Consider the following 16,871-nt stretch of genomic DNA (forward strand, 5'->3'; position numbering starts at 1 on the left):
GCCACCGAGTGTGGTGAGTCGCTCAGCGAGCAGAGCCATCCGCACAGGGTGGTTGCCCGCGCAGCTCTCCGCGCCCCTCAGGCGTCTGCAGCTGCCTGAGGGGCGGGAATCCTGCGGGCTCGCGCCCACGCGGCGGAGCCGCAGGTTTGTGCAGCTCCGCGCCCCTCAGGCGTGGCTACTGAACGATGTCACCACACGCTGGGCTTGCGGGCGGCCCAAGGCCGGGCGGACTCGAGCTGCGCCGAGAGTGAGATCAGCGTCGACTCGTCGCCGTAGCGGCCGCCCAGCATGACGCCGATGGGGAGGCCGTCGGCGGTCCAGTGGACCGGGAGGTTGACGGACGGCTGGCCCGTCGCGTTGTAGAGCGGGGTGAAGGGCGTGAACGCGGCGATCGCGTCGAACTCCGCGGCCGGGTCCGCGTCGTTGCGGAGGCCGCCGACGAGGGCCGGGGGCTGGGCCAGGGTGGGGGAGAGGATGACGTCGTACGCCTCCTGGAGCTGGGCGACCAGCAGACCGACCGCGCGGAACGCGTAGAGCGCCATCGCGAAGTCGGGGCCGGAGACGTTCCCGCCCTGCGCGCGCAGGTGGCGCGTGAGCGGCATCAGCTTGTCCTCGTCCTCGGGGGCGACCGGCGTCTGCGTGGCCATCACGGCCCAGACCTGGCCGAAGACGTTGCGCAGGGTGTCGTCCGCCGGGAGGTCCAGCGTCTCGACGGTGTGGCCGAGGGACGCCAGCAGCTCCGCGGCCGACTCCGTGGCCGCCAGGCAGTCGGCGTGGACCTCGACGCCGGGGACGGGGGCCTGGGTCAGGACGGCCACCCGCAGCGAGCCGGGGTCGCGGTCCGCGAAGCCGCGGAACGTCTCGCCGGGCGCCAGTGACGGCGCCGCGTACGGCTCGCCGGGCATGCTTCCGGCGAGGACGTCCAGCAGGGCCGCGGCGTCGCGGACGGTGCGCGCCAGCGGGCCGGAGGTGGAGAGGCCCGAGATGTCGTAGAAGGTCGGGCCGGACGCCACCCGGCCGCGGCTCGGCTTGATGCCGAACAGGCCGCAGACGGAGGCGGGGATGCGGATGGAGCCGCCGCCGTCGCTGCCGTGGGCGAGTGGCGCGAGGCCGGAGGCCACCGCGGTGCCCGCGCCGCCGCTGGAGCCGCCGGCCGAGCGCTCGAGGTCCCAGGGGGTGCGTGCGGGTGCGGCGACGAGGTTCTCGGAGTAGCAGGGCAGGCCGAACTCGGGGGTCTGCGTCTTGCCGAGCAGGACCGTCCCGGCGGCGCGCAGGCGGGTGACGACGTGGTCGTCGACGGCGGGCACGTTCTCCGCGTACGCGGCGGAGCCCAGGGTGGCCCGCACGCCCGCGACGAAGTTGAGGTCCTTGACGGGCACGGGGACGCCGTGGAGCGGCGACAGCGGGCGCTCCTCGCGGCGTGCCTCGGCCGCGTCCGCCTCGGCCTGGCGGGCCTGCTCCATGGCGATGTCCGGAGTCACCGTGACGTACGCCCCGACCGTGTCGTTGAGCCGGTCGATCCGTTCCAGGTAGTGCTCGGTCAGTTCGACGGGGGAGAGCTTTCCCGTCGCGATCAGCTCACCCTGCTCCAACGCGGTCAGGTCGTGCAGTTGGGTCATCCCCGGCCTCCTCGCCGTGCCTGCGAACCGGCAGCTACCAACGGGTAGCTCCCGGCGCGATCCTCGCACCGGGAGCCGGAGACCCGCCAGGGTCGGGGAGCGAAAAGCCCGCAGCCGCCGTTACAGGCCCTGCCAGTGCGGCTTGGCCGCGTACGTGGCGCGGAAGTAGTCGGCCAGCTTCAGGCCCTTGGCCGCGGACTCGTCGACCACGACGGTCGCGTGCCGGTGCAGCTGCAGAGCCGAGGCGGGGACCAGCGCGGAGACGGGGCCCTCCACGGTGGCCGCCACGGCGTCCGCCTTGCCCGCGCCGGTGGCGAGCAGGACGAGGTGCCGGGCGTCGAGGATGGTGCCGATGCCCTGGGTGATCACGTGGTGCGGCACCTGGTCGATGTCGTCGTCGAAGAAGCGCGCGTTGTCGATCCGGGTCTGGTCCGTGAGCGTCTTGATCCGGGTGCGCGAGGCGAGCGAGGAGCAGGGCTCGTTGAAGCCGATGTGGCCGTCGGTGCCGATGCCGAGCAGTTGCAGGTCGACGCCGCCGGCGTCGGCCAGTGCCTGGTCGTAGGCGGCGCAGGCGGCGGTGATGTCGGCGGCGTTGCCGTCGGGGCCCATGAACGAGGACTCGTCGAGGCCCAGCGGCTCGACGACCTCGCGCAGCACGGTGGAGCGGTAGGACTCCGGGTGTCCGGCGCGGAGGCCGACGTACTCGTCGAGCTGGCAGATCCGGGCCCGGGAGGCGTCGACGCCGCCGGAGCGCACCTTCGCGGCGAGCGCGTCGTAGATCGGCAGCGGGGTCGAGCCCGTGGCCACGCCCAGCAGCGCGTCCGGCTTACGGGTCAGCAGGTCGGCGATCGCCGTGGCGATGAGCTCGCCGCCCGCCGCGGCGTCAGGAACGATCACAACTTCCACGCTGGCCTACCTACCGATCTGGAGAGCTGGAGAGGTATAGACCAATCTAGCAGCAGGGGCGGTCGCCGCGCTCCCCCTCTTCGCGGCGGTGGGCGGCCGCCCCTGCACACCACCGCTTCGCACGAGTGGCCAGGTCACGTACGCTCACAGTCGGGTCGACCGTCGGGTCGGCAAGGAGAATGGTCGACATGGGACGCGGCAGGCTGCGGATCTACCTGGGGGCGGCCCCGGGCGTGGGCAAGACCTACGCCATGCTCGGCGAGGGCCGGCGTCGCGCCGAGCGCGGCACCGACGTCGTCGTCGCCTTCGTGGAGACCCACGGACGGGCCAACACCGCCGCGCAGGTCGACGGCCTGGAGGTCGTGCCCCGCAGGGTCATCACCCACCGCGGCGCGGAGTTCACCGAGATGGACCTCGACGCGGTGCTGGCACGCCGTCCCGCGGTCGCCCTGGTGGACGAGCTCGCCCACACCAACGTGCCCGGCTCGCGCAACGCCAAGCGCTGGCAGGACGTCGAGGGACTGCTCGACGCCGGGATCGACGTCATATCCACGGTCAACATCCAGCACCTGGAGTCGCTGGGCGACGCCGTCGAGGGCATCACCGGCGTGCGCCAGCAGGAGACCGTGCCGGACGAGGTGGTGCGCCGTGCCGACCAGATCGAACTGGTCGACATGGCCCCGGAGGCGCTGCGCCGCCGCCTCGCCCACGGCAACGTCTACGCGCCCGAGAAGATCGACGCCGCGCTCGCGCACTACTTCCGGCCCGGCAACCTCACCGCCCTGCGCGAGCTGGCACTGCTCTGGGTCGCCGACCGCGTCGACGAGTACCTGCAGCGGTACCGCGCCGAGAACCACATCGCCAGCACCTGGCAGGCCCGCGAGCGCATCGTCGTCGGCCTCACCGGCGGTCCCGAGGGCCGCACGCTGATCCGCCGTGCCGCCCGGATCGCCGCCAAGGGCTCCGGAAGCGAGATCCTCGCCGTCTACGTCTCCCGCAGCGACGGGCTGAGCAGCGCCTCGCCCAAGGAGCTGACCGTCCAGCGGGCCCTGGTCGAGGACCTCGGCGGCACCTTCCACCACGTGCTCGGCGACGACGCGGCCGAGGCGCTGCTGGACTTCGCCCGTGGCGTCAACGCCACCCAGATCGTGCTCGGCTCCAGCCGGCGCAAGGCCTGGCAGTGGATCTTCGGTCCGGGCGTCGGAGCCACCGTCGCCCGCGAGGCCGGCGACATCGACGTGCACATCGTCACCCACGAGCAGGTCGCCCGCGGCCGGGTGCGGCCGATCCGGCGGATCGCCAACCTCGGCCTGCCCCGCACCGTGGCCGGCTGGCTGGTCGGCGTCGGCGGGCCGCTGCTGCTCACCTGGGTGCTCAGCTTCTTCCCCTCGACCAGCAACAACCACACCGAGATGCTGCTCTACCTCGGCCTCACCGTCGGCGCGGCGCTGCTCGGCGGGCTCTTCCCCGCGCTGGCCTCGGCAGCGGTCGGGTCGTTGCTGATTAACTGGTTCTACACCCCGCCGCTGCACACGCTGACCATCAGCTCGATGCAGAACATCCTGGCCGTGGCCGTCTTCCTCGCCGTGGCGCTCTCGGTGGCCTACGTCGTCGACCTCGCCGCAAGACGCACCGCCGAGGCCGCCCGCAGCCGCGCCGAGGCGGAGACGCTGAGTTTCCTCGCCGGCAGTGTGCTCGGCGGCACGAGTGGGCTGCCCGCACTGCTGGAGCGGGTCAGGGAGACCTTCCAGATGGAGTCGGTGGCGCTGCTGGAGCGCCCCGACGAGTTCGCTCCGTGGCGCACCGCCGGCAGCATCGGACCCAGTCCGGTCAGCCGCCCCGAGGACGCCGATGTCGACGTGCCCGTGGGCGACCACCTCGCGCTCGCGCTCAGCGGCCGCGTGCTGCCCGCCGGGGACCGCCGCGTGCTGGTCGCCTTCGCCACCCAGGCGGCGGTGCTGCTGGAGAAGCGCCGCCTGGAGGAGGAGGCCGCCGAGGCGCGCCGCCTCGCCGAGGGCAACCGGATCCGCACCGCGCTGCTCGCCGCCGTCTCGCACGACCTGCGCACCCCACTCGCCGGGATCAAGGCGTCCGTGAGCTCGCTGCGCTCCGACGACGTCTCCTGGGAGCCGGAGGACGAGGCGGAGCTGCTGGCGGGCATCGAGGCCGGCGCGGACCGGCTGGACCACCTGATCGGCAACCTGCTCGACATGAGCCGCCTGCAGACCGGCACGGTCGTGCCGATCGTCCGCGAGATCGACCTCGACGAGGTCGTCCCGCTGGCCCTGCTCGGCGTCGCCCCGGACGCCGTGCGCACCGAGATACCCGAGACGCTGCCGATGATCTCCGCCGACGCGGGCCTGCTGGAGCGGGCGCTCGGCAACGTGATCGAGAACGCGGTCAAGTACAACGCGGGCAACCGCGCCGGGCCCGGCGGCGAGGCCTGCCGGGTCGCGGTCTCCGCCAGCGAGCTGAACGGCCGCGTCGAGGTGCGGGTCGCCGACCACGGCCCCGGCATCCCCGACGAGGCCAAGGACCGGGTCTTCGAGCCCTTCCAGCGCTACGGCGACGCCCCGCGCGGCGCGGGCGTGGGGCTCGGCCTCGCGGTCGCCCGCGGCTTCGTCGAGGCGACCGGCGGCACGCTGACCGCCGAGGACACACCAGGGGGCGGCCTGACCATGGTGTTCACTCTTCCGTGTGCGGCATACGCCGCAGCACCACTGGTCGCCCACGAAAGGCAGCAACTCACATGACCCGGGTCCTGGTCGTCGACGACGAACCCCAGATCGTCCGCGCCCTGGTGATCAACCTGAAAGCCCGGGGCTACGAGGTGGACGCCGCCCACGATGGCGCCTCCGCGCTGGAGCTGGCCGCCGCCCGCCACCCCGACGTGGTCCTGCTCGACCTCGGTCTGCCGGACATGGACGGCACCGAGGTGATCCGCGGCCTGCGCGGCTGGACCAAGGTGCCGATCATCATCCTCTCGGCCCGGCAGAACTCGGACGAGAAGGTCCAGGCGCTGGACGTGGGCGCGGACGACTACGTCACCAAGCCCTTCGGCATGGACGAGCTGCTCGCCCGGTTGCGCGCGGCGGTCCGGCGCGGCGCGCCGGTCGGGCTCGAGGCCGAGAGCGCGACGGTCACCACGGCGAGCTTCACCGTCGACCTGGCCGCCAAGCGGGTCAGCCGCGACGGCAAGGACATCCGGCTGACCCCGACCGAATGGCATCTGCTGGAGGTGCTGGTCCGCAACAGCGGACGCCTCGTCAGCCAGAAGCAGCTCCTCCAGGAGGTCTGGGGTCCCGCCTACGGCACCGAGAGCAACTACCTGCGGGTCTACATGGCGCAGCTGCGGCGCAAGCTGGAGGTCGACCCGAGCGCCCCGAAGCACTTCGTCACCGAGCCCGGCATGGGTTACCGCTTCGAGTTGTGATCCGTGCGGGCGGGCCCTCCGCGCCAGGTCCGGGCTGTACCCTTCGGGCATGAGCAGTGAGATCTCCAGCGCGCGCCCGCAGGGGCGACTGCGCCGCATGTTCAGCAAGCTGAGCAGCAGCAACGAGGAGCTGAACGCGGAGCAGCTGCGGCAGGACGTCGAAGAGACCGGTGCCATCCCCATCGTGTCCTGCGGCGACCGCCAGGAGGTCACCGTCAGCGGCACGCTGCGCGCGGTGACGCTGCGCCCGCGCGCCGGCGTCCCGGCGCTGGAGGCCGAGCTCTTCGACGGCACCGACGCGCTGGACGTCGTCTGGCTCGGCCGTCGCTCGATCGTGGGAATCGAGCCGGGGCGCAAGCTCATCGCCCACGGCCGTATCAGCCATGCACGGGGGCGCCGGGTTCTCTTCAACCCGCGCTACGAACTGCGTCCCCACGGACAGGAGTGACCGCGTGAGCCACCGCGCAGCGTCGGCCGAGGCCGCCGCCGACACCTCCCTCATCGACGCGTTCGGCGGGATCCGCGGCATGGTCGACATGACCGTGCCCGGCCTGGTCTTCGTCGTCCTCTACACGATCACGAAGAGCGTCGCGATCTCGTCGTGGTCGGCGGTGGGTGTCACCCTGCTGCTGGTCGTCTGGCGCCTGCTGCGCCGGGAGACGCTGAAGCACGCCTTCGGCGGCGTGCTGGGCGTCGCCATCGGCGCGTTCATCGCCATGGAGTCCGGCAAGCCGCAGAACTTCTACCTGCCGTCGATGATCTACGGCCTGGTGCTGATGGTCGTCTACGCGGTCTCGGCGCTGGTCCGCTGGCCGCTGCTGGGCGTCATGCTGGGCCCGGTGCTCGGCGAGAACATGACCTGGCGCACGCAGAACCCCGGCCGCCTCGCGGCCTACACGAAGGCCACCTGGGTCTGGGTCGCCCTCTTCGCACTGCGCGCGGCGATCCTCTTCCCGCTCTACTGGGCGGGCCAGATCACCTGGCTCGGCGTCGCCAAGATCGGCCTGGGCGTCCCCCCGTGGCTGGTCGCCATCTACCTCTCCTGGTTGATCCTCTCCAAGGCCCCGGCCCCGATCAAGGTCACCCAGGACGAGGACCCGGAGGACTCCGACGCCCCGGAGCACCAGGGCGCCCGCGCGACGGACGACGCCTTGTCCGAGCGGTAGTTGCAAGCCCAAGGGGCGCGGGGCTCTGCTGATTCAGCGACACACCACTTCGGTGGTTTGTCGCGCCCACGCGGCGGAGCCGCAGGTCGGCAGAACCCCGCGCCCCTGGACAGTGCAGCTAACTCTGGGACGCGAACAGAGCCTCGAGCTCCGATTCCCGTTCCGCAGTCGCGACGAAGAGCAGTTCGTCGCCGCCCTCGAGGACGTCGCTGCCGGACGGCACCAGCACGCGGCCCTCGCGGATGATGGTGACCAGCGCCGTGTCGTCCGGCCAGTCGATCGACTTGACCTGGGTGCCGACCACCGGCGCGTCCGCGCCGAGGGTGAGTTCGACGAGGTTCGCGTCGCCCTGGCTGAACCGCATCAGGGTGACCAGGTCACCGACGCTCACGGCCTCCTCGACCAGCGCGGACATCAGGCGCGGCGTCGAGACGGCGACGTCGACGCCCCAGGCCTCGTTGAAGAGCCACTCGTTCTTCGGGTTGTTCACCCGGGCGACGACCCGCGGCACGCCGTACTCGGTCTTGGCCAGCAGCGAGACGACCAGGTTGACCTTGTCGTCGCCGGTGGCGGCGATCACGACGTTGCAGCGCTGCAGCGCCGCCTCGTCGAGCGCGGTGATCTCGCACGCGTCGGCCAGCAGCCACTCCGCCTGGGGGACTCGCTCGACCGAGATGGACTTCGGGTTCTTGTCGACGAGGAGCACCTCGTGACCGTTCTCCAGGAGCTCGCCCGCGATGGAACGACCCACCGCACCCGCTCCGGCGATTGCTACGCGCATCAGTGCTCCTCCGGGCCCTTCGCGAAGACGGCCTCGACGGCCTCCAGATCGGCAGTGCGCAACATCACATGCACCAGGTCGCCCTCCTGCAGCACCATGTCCGGCGCCGGCAGGACGCCCTGGCCGAGGCGGGTCACGAAGGCGACGCGGACCTCGGCCTCCTGCTCCAGCTTGCTGACGCGGTGGCCGATCCAGGCGGGGGAGTAGGGGATCTCGGCCAGCTGGACGGTGCCGCTCGGGTCCTGCCAGTTCGGCTCGGAGCCGGACGGGAGGAGGCGGCGGAGCATCTGGTCGGCGGTCCAGCGGACCGTGGCGACGGTCGGGATGCCGAGGCGCTGGTAGACCTCGGCGCGGCGCGGGTCGTAGATCCGGGCGGCGACGTTCTCGACGCCGAAGTTCTCCCGGGCCACCCGGGCCGCGATGATGTTGGAGTTGTCGCCGCTGCTGACGGCGGCGAACGCGCCGGCCTCTTCGATTCCGGCCTCACGGAGCGTGTCCTGGTCGAAGCCGACCCCGGTCACCCGCTTGCCGATGAAGTCCGACCCGAGACGGCGGAACGCCGTGGGGTCCTGGTCGACGACCGCGACCGAGTGACCCTGCTTCTCGAGGGTGCGCGCGAGGGTGGATCCCACGCGTCCGCAGCCCATGATGACGATGTGCACGATCGTCCTTCCCGTGTCGGTGTTCGAAGTCGATGGTGACACCCTCTTAACGCCCTCTTGTCACCAGGGTGGCACTCCCGGAAGGATTTGGTACCCACAGCGCGGCAGTTGAACAACCTCCGTCGCGGAACCCTCACAGGAGGTAACGGGCCCTCCCCGCCTGCGAAGCCCCTGTTTTTTGGACCCTGCTACCTGCGAACCTTCGGCAGCATCTACCATCCTCTGCGTGCCAAAACTCACGGACCTGTCTAAGCGCATCCTTATCGGTCGCGCGTTGCAGAGCGACAAGCTCGGCGAGACCCTGCTGCCCAAGCGGATCGCTCTGCCGGTCTTCGCCTCCGACGCGCTCTCCTCGGTCGCCTACGCGCCCGAGCAGATCTTCCTGTCCCTGTCGGTGGCAGGCATTGCCACGATCCACTTCTCCTGGTGGGTCGGCGCGATCGTCGCGCTCGTGATGCTGGTCGTCGTGGCGTCCTACCGCCAGAACGTCCACGCGTACCCCAGCGGAGGCGGCGACTACGAGGTCGCCACCGTCAACCTCGGCGGCAACGCGGGCCTCACCGTGGCTGCCGCCCTGCTGGTCGACTACGTGCTGACCGTGGCCGTGTCGACGACCTCCGGCGTCGCCAACATCGTCTCCGCCGTCCCGTCCCTGCACGGACACGAGGTGGCCCTCTCGGTCACCCTGGTGCTGGTGCTGATGGCGATGAACCTGCGCGGTGTGCGCGAGTCCGGCACCGCCTTCGCGATCCCGACCTACGCCTTCATGGGCGGGATCTTCGTGATGATGATCTGGGCCGCGATCCGGAACTTCGGATTCGGCACGCACATGCACGCCGCCAGCGCCGGCTTCTCGCTGGTGCCGGAGCCCGGCCACGTGGACCCGACCGGCATCGCCATGGTCCTGCTGCTGCTGAAGACCTTCTCCTCCGGCTGCGCCGCGCTGACCGGTGTCGAGGCGATCTCCAACGGCGTCCCGGCCTTCCGCAAGCCGAAGAGCAAGAACGCCGCCACCACGCTGCTGATGATGGCCCTGATCGCCGTCACGATGCTCATCGGCATCATCTGGATGGGCAACCTGACCGGCCTGAAGATGGCCGAGAACACCGGCCAGCTGCACGGCGCCCCGGCCGGCTACCAGCAGAAGACGGCGATCGCCCAGATCTCCGAGGCGGTCTTCTCCAACTTCCACCTGGGCTTCTACTTCATCGCCGCGGTCACCGGCCTGATCCTGGTGCTGGCCGCCAACACGGCCTTCAACGGCTTTCCGGTGCTCGGCTCGATCCTCGCCCAGGACCGCTACCTGCCGCGCCAGCTGCACACCCGCGGTGACCGGCTCGCCTTCTCCAACGGCATCATCCTGCTGGCGGGCGTGGCGATCGTCTTCATCGTCGGCTACGGCGCGGACCCGAACCGCCTGATCCAGCTCTACATCATCGGCGTCTTCGTCTCCTTCAACATGAGCCAGACCGGCATGATCCGGCACTGGACCCGTCTGCTGAAGACCGAGACCGACCCGGCCGAGCGCCGGCGCATGATCCGCAGCCGCGTGATCAACGCGATCGGCCTGACCTGCACCGCCTGCGTGCTCGTCGTCGTCCTGGCGACCAAGTTCATGTCCGGCGCCTGGATGTCCTGCCTGCTGATGGTCGTCTTCTTCATCACGATGAAGGGGATCAACAAGCACTACAACCGGGTCTCCGCCGAGCTCGCCCTCGACGACGCCGAGGCTGAGGCGGAGGCGCTGCCGGCCCGCATCCACGGCGTGGTGCTGGTCTCCAAGCTGCACAAGCCGACCCTGCGGGCGATCGCCTACGCGCAGCTGTCCTCGCGCGGCAGCGCGCGGCTGGAGGCGGTCACCGTCGACGTCGACCCGCTCGACACCAAGGCGCTGCAGGAGGAGTGGGAGCGCCGCGGCATCGAGGTGCCGCTGAAGGTGCTGCACTCGCCCTACCGCGAGATCACCGGCCCGGTCGTGGAGTACGTGCGCCAGCTGCGCAGCAGCAACCCGCGCGACGTCGTCACGGTCTACATCCCGGAGTACGTCGTCGGCCACTGGTACGAGCACCTGCTGCACAACCAGAGCGCGCTGCGCCTCAAGGGCCGCCTGCTGTTCAAGCCCGGTGTGATGGTGACCTCGGTACCCTGGCAGCTGGAGTCCTCCGAGCGCCGCCGCAAGCAGCGCCCGTGGAACGCGCCGGGGCAAATCCGGCGCGGCGACGTCGGACGCCGCGAGGAGCGGCCGTCGGCGACCGCCTCCGCCGCACCCGCTCCCGTACCCTCAGCCGCTAAGGACGACCAGGCGTGACCTCCCGCCGCAGCACCGCCACCACCCGCCGCACCGCCCCGTCGGACGCGCCGTCGCTCGTCGGCGAGCGCTACGAGGTCGAGGTGGGCCCGGTGGCCCACGGCGGCCACTGCGTCGCCCGCCACGAGGGCCGGGTCCTGTTCGTCCGGCACGCGCTGCCGGGCGAGCTGGTGATCGCCGAGGTGACGGACGGCACGGCGTCCTCGCGCTTCCTGCGCGCGGACGCGGTGGAGGTGCTGCGGCCCGCCAAGGAGCGCGTCGCGCCGCCGTGCCCGTACGCGGGCCCTGGGCAGTGCGGCGGCTGCGACTGGCAGCACGTCACACCGGGCGGGCAGCGCAAGCTCAAGGTCGCGGTGCTGACCGAGCAACTGCGGAACCTCGCCGGGCTGACCCCGCAGGAGGCGGGCTGGGACGGCAGCGTCGAGCCCGCCCCCGGCGACAAGCTCCCGGCCGGTGAGGTGCCGGCCTGGCGCACCCGGGTGCAGTACGCGGTCGACCCGGCCACGGGCCGCGCCGGGCTGCGCCGCCACCGCTCGCACGAGGTGGTGCCCGTCGAGCGGTGCCTGATCGCGGCTCCGGGCGTGCAGGAGCTCGGGATCGAGCAGCGGGAGTGGCCGCAGATCGCGAGCGTCGAGGCGATCGCCGCCTCCGGCTCCTCCGACCGGGCCGTGATCCTCGTCCCGACGCCGGGCGGCCGTCTGCCGATCGTCGAGCTGGACAAGCCCGTCTCGGTGCAGCGCATCGACGACCAGGGCGGGTACCACCGCGTCCACGGCCGTGCCTTCGTGCGCGAGCGCGCGGCGGACCGCACCTGGCGGGTCAGCAACGGCGGCTTCTGGCAGATCCACCCGGCCTCGGCCGACACGCTCGTGAACGCCGTGCTGGACGGCCTGGAGCCGCGCGAGGGCGAGAACGCGCTCGACCTGTACTGCGGCGTCGGCCTGTTCGCGGGCGCGCTCGCGGACCGGCTCGGCGAGGACGGCGCGGTGCTCGGCATCGAGTCGAGCAAGCAGGCCGTTGCCGACGCCCGCCACAACCTCGCCGACCTGATCGGCGAGCAGCGGGTGCGGATCGAGGCCGGCCAGGTCGAGAAGCTGCTGCCGCGCACGGGCATCGAGGAGACCGACCTGATCGTCCTGGACCCGCCGCGCTCCGGCGCGGGCCGGGAGACGGTGAAGCACCTGGCGGGCCTCGGCGCCCGTCGCATCGCCTACGTCGCCTGCGACCCGGCGGCGCTCGCCCGGGATCTCGCCTTCTTCGCCGCGTCCGGCTACCACCCGGTCCGGCTGCGGGCGTTCGACCTGTTCCCGATGACGCACCACTTCGAGTGCGTGGCGATTCTGGAGCCTCGCGGCGGGGAATGACCCCTGCTACCGGTCCTGTCCGAAAACCGCCCCTTCCTGTGCTAGCAGAAACGCGCTAGCTTCAACGTATGAGTAAAAAACAGTTGAATGTCCGGGTTGACGCCACCACGGCCGAGATCGCGCGCACGAGGGCGGAACAGGAGGGGATCAGCATGAACCAGTACATCGAGAAGCTGGTCCAGCAGGACATGGGTGAGACAGGACGCGCCTTCGTGGACGCCGCGGCGCAGTTCATGAAGGAGTACGAGGCGGTCTTCCTCGCGGAGTTCGGCGGAGACCGAGAGGGCCCGGGACAGCGGCGTTGAAAGGATCCAGTCGTTGACTGTCAATGTCGAGATCGACCTGTCCTGGCTGCTCATGGTCGCCGAGCAGTACACACCGGGCGACCCCCGGGTCACCGACTACGGCTCCCTCGTCGCGGCGGTGACCCGGCATCAGGCCGAGATCTTCGACGTCCTCGTCTACCCCGAACCCGAGGACCGCGCGGCCGCGCTGATGCACCAACTGATCAGGGTGCCCGCGCTGGAGCGCAACAACGAACTGTTCGCGACGGCCGTGGCCTTCGCCTACCTGGTTGCCGGCGGCGCCACGGTGGCCACCACGACCCGCGAGATGCGCGCCCTCTCCCGGGCCGTCCGGGAAGGGCGCCTCGGCGTCGGCGGCACGGCGCAGCGGCTGGCCGGCTGGGTCGTCGACCAGACTCCTGAGGGCGTCTCCGAACGTGCCGACGACGATTCCGACGACCCCGACGAGGAGTCGGGCGAGGAAGGCTCCGGCGAGGACTGACCGGCGAGGACCACCGCACCATGCTCCACGACATCGTCCCCTGGCTGCGCTGCCCGCTCTGCCGCGCCGAGTTGACGCTCGACCAGAGCGCCCTGCGCTGCCCCGCGCGTCACTCCTTCGACGTGGCCAGACAGGGCTACGCCAACCTGCTCCCCGGCGGCGCCCACACCGGCACCGGCGATACCGCGGCCATGGTCGCCGCCCGCGTCGACTTCCTCGGCGCCGGCCACTACGCGCCGATCGCCGACGCGCTCGCCGCCGCCGTCCCGGCCGGGACGCAGCGCCTCGTCGACCTCGGCGCGGGCACCGGCTCCTACCTGGCGCGGGTCCTCGACGCGGTGCCCGCGGCGCACGGACTGGCCCTGGACATCTCCAAGTTCGCGCTGCGCCGGGCGGCGAAGGCCCACCCGCGCGCGGGCGCGGTCGTCTGCGACGCCTGGCGGCCCCTACCGCTGCGGGACGGCGTGGCGGACGTGGTGCTGAACGTCTTCGCGCCGCGCCGGGGCGAGGAGATCCGGCGGGTGCTGCGACCGGGCGGACTGCTGCTCGTCGTGACCCCGACGCCGCGCCACCTGGCCGAGCTGGTCCGGGAACTGGGCCTGCTCGGCGTCGACGACCGCAAGGACGAACGCCTCGCCAAGGCCCTGGAGCCGCACCTGGCCCCGGTCGGCGCCGAGAATCACACCTTCACGATGAAGCTCACGCACACCGAGGTGGCCACCGTCGTCGGCATGGGCCCGAGCGCCTGGCACACGGACGCGGCGGCCCTGACGGAACGGATCGCCGCCCTGCCCGACCCGGTCCCCGTCACGGCGTCGGTGACCCTCAGCCGCTTCGTCGCGCCCGCCTGAGCGGCCGAGAGCCGCGGCTCACCGCCCGCGAGCAGGCGGCCCGGGAGCGACGCCGCACGGCGGACCGGTGCGCCGCGCGAGAGGCGCGGCTCCGCTCGACGGACCGGGCGCGGGTCGCGGCCCTGCCGGGTGTTGGCGCGCAGTGCTCCACTCGCCGCCTGCCACGCGCGCGGCTCCGGTCGGCGGACCGGGGCTCGGGCCCGTACCCTCCCGGGGTGGCGCGGGGGTGCCCTGTTTCCGGCCGCGTGACCGGGCCGGCCGCGCCTCGGGCCGGCTCTCCGCGTTCCTGGCGCGCCCCGGCGTCCTGCGGCGTCCCCCGGCGGGGTGGATCATCCGCTGGCGAGACGTTTCCGCAGGTCATCGTCGTAATAGGCTCGCGCTGTGCCTCTTCGCCCCGCGCTGACCGAGCTGAGACCGACCGCCTTCAAGTCCTTCCGCGACGCCGTTCTCCCGCTCGACGCGGTGACCCTGGTGCACGGCGCGCCGGGCGCGGGCAAGTCCAACGCCCTGGAGGCGCTGGTCGTGCTCGCCGTCCTGGCCGAGGGCGAGGACGCGGGCACGGCCCTGGCCGCCGCCCGCGGCGGAGCGGCGGGGTGCGTGCCCTTCGGGGAGGACACGGTCCGGCTCGGCTGCTCGGTGGACGGGCCGCACGGGGAGGCGCGTCTGGACGTCACCGTGCGGGTCGAGGGTGACGCCGCGGTCGTCGTCGGGGAGCGTCTCGCGCTCGGCGGCCGGCTGCTGGTGACCACGGGCGCGGTCGACCCGGTCGCCGGACGGATCGACGTCGCCTGGCACAGCGACGGGCGTCAGGGCGACATCCGCGCGCCGCTCTCCGCATCCGCGCTCGTCACCGCCCAACTGCCGCTGCGCGTCGCGGGAGCGACGACGGGGGAGCGGCTGGTGCTCGGCGCGGCCGAGCAGGTGCTCACCGCGCTGCGCGAGATCTTCGCCCTCGACCCCGCGCCGGCCAGGATGCGCGCGTGGGTCCGGGCCGACGACGACGCCCGCCTGCGCGGCACCGCCGAGAACCTCTCGGCGGTGATCGCCAGGATCGAGGGCGAGTGCCGGATCCGCTTCGGCAAACTCGTGCAGGCGGCTCGGGAGATGAGCGCCGTCCCGGTCAGCGGCCTCGGCGCGCTGCGCCGCAGCGAGGGCGACGGGGCCGCGTGGGTCTGCGCCGCCTTGGACGAGCCGGGCGGACGCCGCGTCGCGGCGGACACCCTCCCCTCCGGAGCCCTGCGCCAACTGGCCTTCGCCACCGCGCTGCTGACCGGTCCCGGGGTGCTGCAGATGAGCCCGGCCGCCGAGATCCCGGACGCGGAGCGCCTGCTGCAGATCCTCGCGGACGGCCTCGACCTCGGCCTGCCGCCGGAGCGCACCGCCGCGCTGCTCTCGCTCGCGACGGAGGTGGCCGCGCGCGGCCATGTGCGCTTGCTGGCCACGGCGGGCGTCCCGGTCTCCGTCCCGGGCGTGCGCACGCTGCTGTGCCGTCGTGACGAGGCGGGGTACAGCGTGTTTCGGGGAGAATGATCCGCATGGACGCATCCACGCCGCAGGACGAGCAGCCGCAGAGCGAGCAGCCGCAGGGCGGCCAGGGACCGGGCGGGCAGGGACCGGGGCGGCGGGGACCGGCCGGGTCCGAGCAGGGCCTGACGGTCGAGGTGCTCATGGAGCGGCTGCGGGCCTTCGCTGCGGCGCGGAACTGGCAGCCGTACCACACGCCGAAGAACCTGGTCGCGGCGCTCAGCGTGGAGGCGGCCGAACTGCTGGAGATCTTCCAGTGGTTGACCCCGGAGCAGGCCGCCGAGGTGATGAGCCACCCCAGGCGCGCGCATCAGGTCGAGGACGAGGTGGCGGACGTCCTCGCCTACCTGCTGCAGTTCTGCGGTGTTCTGGGCGTCGATCCGCTGGCCGCACTGGCCGCGAAGATCGAGCGCAACGAGCTGCGCTTCCCGGCGGCGGAGCCGCAACCACTGGACTGAGCGGCACGGTCACTCACTCCTGCGGGTGGCCGGGTTTTCCACATCCCCCGGGTTGTCCACAGATCGCGGGCGGCCGCGGACGGCGGTCGGCCCTCGGGCGGAGTCTGGGTCCATCAGAAGGTGGGCGCGGACGGGGATCCCGTCGGCCCGACCCGGACCTGAGGGGTGGGTGGCGTCATGGAAGCACAGCGACTGATCAAGACGACCCGGCACGCGCTGGTGGAGGCGCGGTCCGCGACGGACGTCACGGTGGAGGCGTGGCAGGCGTGCCGCGTCACCGAGGCCGTGGCGCAGGCGGCGGCCCTGGCGCTGACGGACCGGGCGCTGGGGGGCGGCCCCGGCTGCGGGCCGGTGGAGATCGCCCGGGCGCTGGCCGAGGCGGGCGCCCACGCCGCCGAGTGCATCGGCCGTCCGCCGGACGAGCCGGTGACGGGCGACCGGGCCGCCAGGCTCAGCGAGCTGGCGGATCCCCTGGCGACGGTGCGGGAGCTGCGCGTGCTGCTGCGGGAGGTGTGCCAGTCGCTGCTGGTGGTCGCTCTCGGGGCGGAGGAGCAGAGCCTTTACTGGTCCTGCGTGGACGGCGTCGACGCCGCCTTCGAGGCCCGCGAGCTCGCCACCGAGCTGATGGGCGCGCTCGGCGAGGAGCCGCCGGACCCGGCGGCCACCGAACCGGCCGGGGTGACCGAGGCGGCCGAAGGGTCGAGCGAGGAGGGGCTGGCGCGCGTCGGCGTCAGGCTCGATCCGCCTCCGGGGTGAAGGTCCCGCCCTCCAGGTCCTCCTCGGCGGCCCGGGCCGCCGAGGGCTGCAGCTCGGCGTCGAGCTGGACCAGGTCGGCGCTGAGCGCGGCCAGCATCTGCTCCATCTGCGCCAGCAGATTCTGTGGGTTCGGTGGTTCGGACATGGCTGGGCTGATCCTCCTCGGAGCGGGGACGGCACCGGCGTCCAGTGCCGGTCCCGTGCGGCCAACGATCAGACCAACCGACCGGTCACTCCCCGTCACACCCAAGAGCGCA

17 protein-coding genes are annotated in these 16,871 nt (G+C 72.4%); 12 read left to right on the plus strand and 5 right to left on the minus strand.

What is annotated here, in order from left to right:
* Nucleotides 1–188 precede the first annotated feature (188 nt).
* Together TR49_RS00285 and nagB are read right to left on the minus strand one after the other, a co-directional pair.
* Complete coding sequence (locus TR49_RS00285) at nucleotides 189–1,619, minus strand: amidase (protein ID WP_042375866.1); 1,431 nt, start codon at nucleotides 1,617–1,619, stop codon at nucleotides 189–191.
* A 120-nt stretch (nucleotides 1,620–1,739) separates the two neighbouring features.
* Nucleotides 1,740–2,525, minus strand: a complete 786-nt coding sequence (gene nagB / locus TR49_RS00290) for a glucosamine-6-phosphate deaminase (protein ID WP_042375868.1) — start codon at nucleotides 2,523–2,525, stop codon at nucleotides 1,740–1,742.
* 188 nt (nucleotides 2,526–2,713) lie between these two features.
* Between nagB and TR49_RS00295 the strand changes: the two genes are divergently transcribed.
* From TR49_RS00295 to TR49_RS00310, 4 genes are read left to right on the plus strand one after another with little or no spacing between them, the layout of a single operon-like run.
* Nucleotides 2,714–5,278 carry an ATP-binding protein gene (locus TR49_RS00295; protein WP_042376247.1) on the plus strand — a complete coding sequence of 855 codons (2,565 nt, stop codon included), beginning with the start codon at nucleotides 2,714–2,716 and terminating at the stop codon, nucleotides 5,276–5,278.
* A complete protein-coding gene (locus TR49_RS00300; protein ID WP_042375870.1) occupies nucleotides 5,275–5,958 on the plus strand; it encodes a response regulator in 684 nt (227 codons plus the stop codon). The genes TR49_RS00295 and TR49_RS00300 overlap by 4 nt, the downstream gene beginning before the upstream one ends.
* A 49-nt stretch (nucleotides 5,959–6,007) precedes the next feature.
* Nucleotides 6,008–6,406, plus strand: coding sequence for an OB-fold nucleic acid binding domain-containing protein (locus tag TR49_RS00305; protein ID WP_042375872.1), 399 nt, complete (start codon nucleotides 6,008–6,010; stop codon nucleotides 6,404–6,406).
* A gap of 4 nt (nucleotides 6,407–6,410) precedes the next feature.
* Nucleotides 6,411–7,124 carry a DUF3159 domain-containing protein gene (locus TR49_RS00310; RefSeq protein ID WP_042375874.1) on the plus strand — a complete coding sequence of 238 codons (714 nt, stop codon included), beginning with the start codon at nucleotides 6,411–6,413 and terminating at the stop codon, nucleotides 7,122–7,124.
* Nucleotides 7,125–7,242: 118 nt separating this feature from the next.
* On the opposite strand, the gene TR49_RS00315 is transcribed toward TR49_RS00310, so the two are convergent.
* Both TR49_RS00315 and TR49_RS00320 read right to left on the minus strand, forming a co-directional pair.
* Nucleotides 7,243–7,905, minus strand: a complete 663-nt coding sequence (locus TR49_RS00315; protein WP_042375878.1) for a potassium channel family protein — start codon at nucleotides 7,903–7,905, stop codon at nucleotides 7,243–7,245.
* Nucleotides 7,905–8,567, minus strand: a complete 663-nt coding sequence (locus tag TR49_RS00320; protein ID WP_042375879.1) for a potassium channel family protein — start codon at nucleotides 8,565–8,567, stop codon at nucleotides 7,905–7,907. Before TR49_RS00320 ends, TR49_RS00315 begins: the two co-directional genes overlap by 1 nt.
* 226 nt (nucleotides 8,568–8,793) lie before the next feature.
* Here TR49_RS00320 and TR49_RS00325 point away from each other — a divergent pair, with 226 nt between their 5' ends.
* From TR49_RS00325 to TR49_RS00360, 8 genes are all read left to right on the plus strand, one after another.
* Complete coding sequence (locus TR49_RS00325) at nucleotides 8,794–10,875, plus strand: APC family permease (protein ID WP_042375881.1); 2,082 nt, start codon at nucleotides 8,794–8,796, stop codon at nucleotides 10,873–10,875.
* Nucleotides 10,872–12,239 carry a class I SAM-dependent RNA methyltransferase gene (locus TR49_RS00330; RefSeq protein WP_042375885.1) on the plus strand — a complete coding sequence of 456 codons (1,368 nt, stop codon included), beginning with the start codon at nucleotides 10,872–10,874 and terminating at the stop codon, nucleotides 12,237–12,239. The genes TR49_RS00325 and TR49_RS00330 overlap by 4 nt, the downstream gene beginning before the upstream one ends.
* 68 nt (nucleotides 12,240–12,307) lie before the next feature.
* Nucleotides 12,308–12,544, plus strand: coding sequence for a toxin-antitoxin system HicB family antitoxin (locus tag TR49_RS00335; protein ID WP_042363746.1), 237 nt, complete (start codon nucleotides 12,308–12,310; stop codon nucleotides 12,542–12,544).
* A gap of 52 nt (nucleotides 12,545–12,596) precedes the next feature.
* Nucleotides 12,597–13,025 (plus strand): hypothetical protein, encoded by a 429-nt coding sequence (locus tag TR49_RS00340; protein ID WP_042376253.1) that lies wholly within the window; start codon nucleotides 12,597–12,599, stop codon nucleotides 13,023–13,025.
* 20 nt (nucleotides 13,026–13,045) lie between these two features.
* A complete protein-coding gene (locus TR49_RS00345; RefSeq protein WP_042375887.1) occupies nucleotides 13,046–13,876 on the plus strand; it encodes a putative RNA methyltransferase in 831 nt (276 codons plus the stop codon).
* 381 nt (nucleotides 13,877–14,257) lie between these two features.
* Nucleotides 14,258–15,406, plus strand: a complete 1,149-nt coding sequence (locus TR49_RS00350; protein ID WP_052433812.1) for an AAA family ATPase — start codon at nucleotides 14,258–14,260, stop codon at nucleotides 15,404–15,406.
* Between the two features lie 5 nt (nucleotides 15,407–15,411).
* A complete protein-coding gene (locus TR49_RS00355) occupies nucleotides 15,412–15,858 on the plus strand; it encodes a nucleotide pyrophosphohydrolase (protein WP_084724455.1) in 447 nt (148 codons plus the stop codon).
* Between the two features lie 177 nt (nucleotides 15,859–16,035).
* Complete coding sequence (locus TR49_RS00360; RefSeq protein WP_152626995.1) at nucleotides 16,036–16,614, plus strand: DUF6099 family protein; 579 nt, start codon at nucleotides 16,036–16,038, stop codon at nucleotides 16,612–16,614.
* On the opposite strand, the gene TR49_RS44415 is transcribed toward TR49_RS00360, so the two are convergent.
* Nucleotides 16,589–16,759: a hypothetical protein gene (locus TR49_RS44415; protein WP_169789964.1), complete on the minus strand. Its 171-nt coding sequence runs from the start codon at nucleotides 16,757–16,759 to the stop codon at nucleotides 16,589–16,591. The two genes, TR49_RS00360 and TR49_RS44415, sit on opposite strands and share 26 nt — an antisense overlap.
* Nucleotides 16,760–16,871: the final 112 nt, after the last annotated feature.

The sequence above is a fragment of the Streptacidiphilus melanogenes genome (genome assembly GCF_000787835.1).
GTDB lineage: Bacteria > Actinomycetota > Actinomycetes > Streptomycetales > Streptomycetaceae > Streptacidiphilus > Streptacidiphilus melanogenes.